The sequence below is a fragment of the Bacillus cereus group sp. BfR-BA-01349 genome (genome assembly GCF_022663795.1).
GTDB classification, from domain to species: Bacteria; Bacillota; Bacilli; order Bacillales; family Bacillaceae_G; genus Bacillus_A; species Bacillus_A cereus.
The window spans coordinates 42420-48973 of the sequence record NZ_JAKUGE010000038.1 but is presented as its reverse complement, the minus strand read 5'-3'; the positions used below and the strand labels follow the sequence as shown (position 1 = coordinate 48973).

Below are 6554 nucleotides of genomic sequence, written 5' to 3'. Positions count from 1 at the left end.
AAAACCCCCCCCCCCCCCCCGCACTCCCCCCCCCCCAATTTTAACCACACCCCAAAACATTGGGGGCCCACTTCACATATATAGGTGGCTTTTGTACGACAAAAAAAGAGCTCTGCTATACAGCAGAGCAAAAGAAATATATATAACCCTATAAAAATAATACAAATTATTGATACTTTCAAAAGACGAAATTTAAATTTCCATCACAATAATAGCTATGTTTAAGTATGAAACATTCTACCTTCACTATAGCTATGAATATTCTTATTTTAGAATTCCATAGTATCCAAATAGCTCTTTGAGAGATACCTCAATACCGAACTTCTTCAAAGAATCTTTTCTTTGTTCAAAGAGAAGTTCTAAAACTTTTTTCTTATCTTTGTCTCTTCCATAATGAATCAACCTATGACAGTTCGGACATATACTAACTATATTTCCAACAACATCTAAACTATTTTCAAAATCATGTTGCATTCTTAACGGTATTAGATGATGGGCCTCCATATAATTTTTTCGGCTGGCTTCCGATACAAATGTTTCATGTGTGTCATCTATTTCACATTTAAATTCTGCCTGTTTAATAGCTTGTTTAGCTTTTTTCGGATCACGAGGCCATACTTCCCTACCAGATTCCATTTTAGTTTTTTTTCGATTTTCCGGTTTCTCTTCTTCTGCAATCTTTACTTTACTAAAATCCGAATCAATATTAGCCTGATACATATCTTCCTCTTGCTCATCCTCAGAAAGAATAAAGCTCTCATTCAACGCTTTAATAATATTATCAATAGATTTATATTTTGCTAATTTAATTTCTAATTTTGTTGAATCAATATTAGTAAATCCTTGTGGTGTATGGTTCAATTTGTAGCCAAAGAAAGCTGCGAATTCGATTGCTTTAATGTTTACAGGTTTTAGATCCTTAATAAAATAGATGTATTCCCAAGTTTCATCATTATCGTTTGTTTTCCAAATTTCCCTAGCTACATCTGGGTTATGAGTCTTAGCAAAAATTGTCCCGAAAAACTTAAATTCCCCTTTAGAATATGCTAAAATCCCGTCACCCTCTTTTAACTTTTCCCATCTATCAACATTTGAAGAACCAGGAGTTGCTCCCCACATACATTCTCATGTAATTCATTATCTTTAAGTTTAGTTACTGTATCGGCATCTAAATCTGCTAAACATTTAGAAATAGGATATGGTTTTTCAATAGTAGCTTCCAAATTTTTTATAGCACTATCATTACTTGCAGTAAAAAGATATAACATATTTAATTCCACCTTTTTAAAATTTCATTATATTTCTTTTTAGAGTCTCGAGATTTCTCTACTGGATATTTTTTATTATTTTTTTCTATTTTGTTTATAATAATCTCTTCTAAATCAATATCCAATTGATCTGCCAACAACATTGAATAAATGAGTACATCTGCCAACTCATCTTTCATGTCTTCTTTTTTTGTTTCTACAGCTTCCTCACTGCTTTTCCACTGAAAATTCTCCAACAACTCACTCGCCTCTAAAGAAAGAGAAATAGCTAAATCTTTAGGATTGTGGAACTGCTTCCAGTTCCTATCGTCCCGAAATTTTAGGACTTTCTCTAAAATAGTTTGATTCATTTTTTGAATCCCCCAGTTACTTTTCATTGGTAAACTCTTCTATTTATCAGGTAAACTATCATAAAAACGTTCAATGGCCGCTACTAAAACTAAATCTTCTAAATGAGCAGTTTTAGGGTTGTTTATTTTTAAAAACATCAAAAATGCCAAATCCCTTATATCACAAAGGATTTGGCATTTTTAAGTATCTAGAACACGCGCTAAATTTAAGGAGAAATTAACAGACATGAGTCCGGTATAATGCCGTGTCCACACCCAAGGATCGGTTACATAAAATAACGTATCTAACCTGGGAAGTTTATTAGCTTTTTCCCTTATAGTAACGCTCTCTTCTACTAAGACCTTTTCTTTCTAGGGCCTACAATTAATTTAATCGCTGTTCTCTCTTCATTATTGATAGAAATCTCTTGAAACGCTGGAACAAAAGCTAAGTCAATACCACTTGGAGCGACGAACCCTCTTGCAATCGCAATTGCTTTAATCGCTTGATTTATAGCTCCAGCCCCAATCGCTTGAATTTCCACATTACCACTTGTTCTTAGTACTCCTGCTATTGCACCTGCGACTGAATTTGGGTTTGATTTTGAAGATACCTTTAATATATTTTCCATGTAAGTTGCTCCTTCTATTATTTAATCTCTCTTTCGTTACAATTTTAAATATTTTAGCGTATCTTTAATTACTATTCACACCAAAAACAAATGATGCTTCATATGTACATTATTCTATATTTTCTGACTTTTTCCTGCTCAGCTACGCAAATAAAAGATAAACTGAATAGCCTAATATACATACAGTTAAATATCATAACTTCACCAAATGATAACATCCATACAGCTAAAGGTAATATTTCTGTTTTATCAGACTAAATAAATATAGTAAAGTAAAATTTTAATGAGTGGGGGTTTAATTCATCCCCCACCTAACTTCTTTGCTTTCGCTGAATTTTGAGGTGGGAGTCTTACTGCTCGGAAAATAGCGGGATAAACGTTTCCTCGTTACTTCACTCTATTTAGAAATTCCATTTATTTTTCTATCAAATTATAAACCTTATCATCTTCAAAAGGTGTTACAGGTAATACCCAAATACTACACTTCATCATTTGACCACTTTATATTCCAAATCTATCTCCTTTTATAGTACAAGCATACACGCCAATTGTGATTCATCTTCATAAACTACTATGTGATTTAAATTTATTAAGAATAGGAGGTAATATATTGGGTTCATACTATCATTCTTCAAACTCGTATAAAAAATGCTCCTGCAAATCTTCTTCCAGTTCAAATAAAAAATGTTCATGTGACCATTCACATACACGAAGCTGTCCTGCATACGGAACTTTTTGGCAAACTGAATTTATAACTGTTCCTTTTGGCGATCCTTTTTCATTTAATTACGTTGGACCTTTAGCAGGAGGCGTTTCCTTACTAAATCCTACTACTATACACTTTAGACAAGCTGGTGATTATAGAGTTTCGTTCATTTCCAGTATTAATACTACTTTAAATCCTGTATTTCCACATATCCCAGTCATAACTATATTTTTAAATAACAATCCACTTGCTGATAGTCAAGGTGATTTCGCTATTCAAATGAATACTTCATCAAATAACGAATGTCTTCAACTCGTTGGCGAAACGATTGTTACAGTGCCTGCTAATTCAACTCTTCAACTTAGAAATAATAGTGGTTTTAATCGTCAAAGTATTGTAACTTGTGACAATGGTATAAATTCAGTGGAATTAACAGTTACAAAACTAAGTTAAAATTATTTCTTCACATTCAGATGCTATTTCAGCATCTTTTTTTATTGAATAACAGTTTTTTTCAACTTCTATTATCTCTCCCCACATAAAAAAGTGCAGAATTCTTTCTAACACAAGATTTCTGCACTTTTTTATTATACTTATTTGTTCTTCCTTATTTCTCTACATAAACCGACTTAACAATCGTACGATTATATGGTTTTCCTTCTTTATTCATCCCTTTTATATCCATCGTAACGTTATATACTCCCGGTTGTTTTATATCTTTCAAAGCACCTGTAAATGTATTCGTATTAACATTTTGTAATTCATTAAATTCAGAGACTAACTTACCTTCTTTATTAACGACTCTTACTGTTATGGAAAGATCCCCTTTCATTTCAGGTGCTACAGGTGATTTTTTCAGTTTATACTCAGGTTTATTTACTTTAACTTTTGTAGGCATTCGAAGAACAAATGGTGCATCATCCTTGTAATCGCTTACAACTAAATATGCATCTTTCGACTGCTTCGCCATCATTTTGATTTTCCATTCGCCTACTTCCAATTTATCAAACTTAAACGTTCTAATTGTCGCCCCATTAAAGAAAGATTCGCCTTCACCAGTAGTTATAGCGCTATCTTTATTTGCATAGATTTTTCCTTTTGGAGATACCATTTGTACTTCTACATCAGAAGAAGCAGTTAGTACAGAAACTATTCCTTCAGCCTTTTTATCAACAGAAATACTTTGCTCTATCCACTGATTTTGTGGTAATTCGCCTCCTAAAATATTTTGATTTGAAGTTGTATTTAATTGTTCTAGATCTTCATTTGAACTAGTGCTGGATGCTACTAAAGCTGGTAATCCCACATTTGTCGTACGTAAATATGGTTCAATTCGTGCAAAAACAGCTGATCCTTTTCTTATATTGTCATGATCAAATCTGGAATCTGTAAATAAATGTGTACCGTACGATAGCTTCGTACTCCATTCATTTACTAGTCCATCATTTGAACCGTACGATGATAAATATAACCCGCCCATAGATAATGCAGAAAATGTTGGTCCCCAGCTAGTTCCAGTAGCCGTATAGTAACGGTTTAATTTAGCTGCTGGGTTGTTATCTATTATTGAACGAAACTTTGCCATTTCACCTATTTGTAACGAATACGTACCATCATCTTTTTGACCTAATATAGAAGCAAGCCACCCTGCCCACCAACTATATGACAAATCTGCTAAATTTGAGCCGTGATGCGGTGTAGCAAGTGTAATAACATTTCCAACAAATCGATTCGCACCATATTCAACTAATGCAGCTTGTGTATCAATACCACCTTTACTATGCGCTACAATATTAACTTTTTTACCGAAATGATTATATATTTCTTCAAGTTTTTGTGCTAACAATTTTCCGTTATCCCACTGACTAGCCGAACCTTTCCCTGCAGCATCATACAATTGTATAAACACTGTTTGATAGCCTGCTTTTAAAGCATAATCATACATATCATTTATATCATGATATACTGTCTTGCCATACCAACTATCAGCATTACCATTTCTTCCTTGTACAAAGAGAATTGGCGGTTTATTCTCATCATAATTAGCAGGTTTTTGGCCTAAAAACCATTCTCCAGGTGTGAATACTTCTGTATCAGGAAACCCCTTTCCAAGCTCTTTTACAACTTCTGCCTGTACATTTGTGCTAATCGTTGGAGCCATGATAAAAAATACAATTAGTAAGGCCACACATCTTCTCATCAGTCGCATATTACTCCCCCTATTTTTTTGAAAGAAGGTGTTCTTTATAATATTTTATATTTTCCCTTCCTTAATAATAGCTAATCTTTTATTTTTAAAAGATGTTAGCCCTATTTTTAGAAGGTTACTAGTTGTATACCCTCTTCCTTAACTCTCGTTATTCTCTTTGTTTCTACCTCTTCCTTTTGATAGAATACGACAAAAAAGTTTCTCAATAATTGTTAACTTCGCTACACCCAGATATTTTTTAAATCATTATTGTTTATATAAAGCATACAAATCTTGAAAAAATTTTAGTAAAAAAACATTTTATTACTAGTTAGTTATTTAAAAATATAATAAAGATATGTACTTTCTTTTCATTAAATACAAACTAATTTTAAAGGAGCTTGTATTATAAGACTTTCCTACGATTAAAAATTAAACTGAAATTTCCGAATAGAAAATCATATTTCCAGAAACATATATTATGATAATTTCCGCACACTTGAATTAACTTTTTAGAAGTACTAACCTATCGGTGAACAGAAGAAAATTCTGTAAAAAGAAAGGAGAATACTTTATGATGACCAAATTACAAAAGGAGTTTTTTAAACGCTTAGAAATTCCTGCAAAAGAAATAACATTTGATGATTTAGATGAAATTCTCTTGAAAATGGGAATGATTCTCCCCTATGAAAATCTTGATATTATGGCTGGTACTATTAAAAATATCTCAAAAGATAACTTAATAGAAAAGTTACTTATTCAAAAACGAGGTGGACTTTGTTATGAATTAAACTCCCTATTGTATTATTTTTTAATTGATTGTGGGTTTCAAGTATACAAAGTAGCCGGTACTGTTTATGACCTTTACGATAATAAATGGAAACCCGATGATGGTCATGTCATTATCATATTAAGTCATGAGGATAAAGATTATGTTGTGGATGCAGGTTTTGCATCTCATCTCCCTTTACATCCAGTCCCTTTTAACGGAGAAGTCATCTCCTCTCAAACAGGAGAATATCGAATTCGTAATCGAAATACTCGAAAAGGTACGCATATTTTAGAAATGAGAAAAGGAGCTAACGGGGAATCTACAAGTTTCTTACAATCTGAACCTTCAAACGAATGGAAAATAGGCTATGCTTTCACTGTAGATCCAATAGATGAGAAAAAAGTGAATAAGATTCAAAAAGTGATTGTAGAGCATAAAGAATCTCCTTTTAATAAAGGAGCTATCACTTGTAAATTAACTACTTATGGTCACATATCATTAACAAATAAAAATTATACAGAAACCTTTAAAGGCACCAAAAATAAACGACCAATAGAATCTAAAGATTATGCTCGCATTCTTCGTGACTCTTTTGGAATAACGCAAGAGAAATATGTAGGAAAAACACTAGAAAGAGGCTAGTTGACTACAAGTATTTC

Annotated in this window: 7 protein-coding genes; 2 read left to right on the top strand and 5 right to left on the bottom strand. The window is 32.6% G+C overall.

Annotation, left to right across the window (positions count from 1 at the left end; genetic code table 11):
- Positions 1-264: 264 nt before the first annotated feature.
- From MR169_RS19705 to MR169_RS19690, 4 genes are all read right to left on the bottom strand, one after another.
- Positions 265-1119, bottom strand: coding sequence for an HNH endonuclease (locus MR169_RS19705; protein ID WP_229172705.1), 855 nt, complete (start codon positions 1117-1119; stop codon positions 265-267).
- Positions 1068-1268: a hypothetical protein gene (locus MR169_RS19700; protein ID WP_241669928.1), complete on the bottom strand. Its 201-nt coding sequence runs from the start codon at positions 1266-1268 to the stop codon at positions 1068-1070. Before MR169_RS19700 ends, MR169_RS19705 begins: the two co-directional genes overlap by 52 nt.
- 2 nt (positions 1269-1270) lie before the next feature.
- Complete coding sequence (locus MR169_RS19695; protein ID WP_044797225.1) at positions 1271-1618, bottom strand: nucleotide pyrophosphohydrolase; 348 nt, start codon at positions 1616-1618, stop codon at positions 1271-1273.
- A gap of 335 nt (positions 1619-1953) precedes the next feature.
- The gene (locus MR169_RS19690) at positions 1954-2229 is read right to left on the bottom strand and encodes a stage V sporulation protein S (RefSeq protein ID WP_242319879.1); all 276 of its coding nucleotides are present in this window, start codon (positions 2227-2229) and stop codon (positions 1954-1956) included.
- 610 nt (positions 2230-2839) lie between these two features.
- Here MR169_RS19690 and MR169_RS19685 point away from each other — a divergent pair.
- Positions 2840-3388, top strand: coding sequence for a preprotein translocase (locus MR169_RS19685; protein WP_242319878.1), 549 nt, complete (start codon positions 2840-2842; stop codon positions 3386-3388).
- A gap of 154 nt (positions 3389-3542) precedes the next feature.
- Here the strand turns inward: MR169_RS19685 and MR169_RS19680 are convergent, their stop codons facing one another.
- Positions 3543-5144, bottom strand: a complete 1602-nt coding sequence (locus tag MR169_RS19680) for an esterase/lipase family protein (RefSeq protein WP_001238707.1) — start codon at positions 5142-5144, stop codon at positions 3543-3545.
- Positions 5145-5697: 553 nt separating this feature from the next.
- On the opposite strand from MR169_RS19680, the gene MR169_RS19675 reads away from it, so the two are divergent.
- Positions 5698-6537 (top strand): arylamine N-acetyltransferase family protein, encoded by an 840-nt coding sequence (locus tag MR169_RS19675; protein ID WP_242319877.1) that lies wholly within the window; start codon positions 5698-5700, stop codon positions 6535-6537.
- Positions 6538-6554: the final 17 nt, after the last annotated feature.

What these genes read in the sequence shown, in the direction of transcription:
- MR169_RS19705 (WP_229172705.1), bottom strand. Translation starts at nt 1,119, where the DNA reads ATGTGGGGAGCAACTCCTGGTTCTTCAAATGTTGATAGATGGGAAAAG.
- MR169_RS19700 (WP_241669928.1), bottom strand. Translation starts at nt 1,268, where the DNA reads ATGTTATATCTTTTTACTGCAAGTAATGATAGTGCTATAAAAAATTTG.
- MR169_RS19695 (WP_044797225.1), bottom strand. Translation starts at nt 1,618, where the DNA reads ATGAATCAAACTATTTTAGAGAAAGTCCTAAAATTTCGGGACGATAGG.
- MR169_RS19690 (WP_242319879.1), bottom strand. Translation starts at nt 2,229, where the DNA reads ATGGAAAATATATTAAAGGTATCTTCAAAATCAAACCCAAATTCAGTC.
- MR169_RS19680 (WP_001238707.1), bottom strand. Translation starts at nt 5,144, where the DNA reads ATGCGACTGATGAGAAGATGTGTGGCCTTACTAATTGTATTTTTTATC.
- MR169_RS19675 (WP_242319877.1), top strand. Translation starts at nt 5,698, where the DNA reads ATGATGACCAAATTACAAAAGGAGTTTTTTAAACGCTTAGAAATTCCT.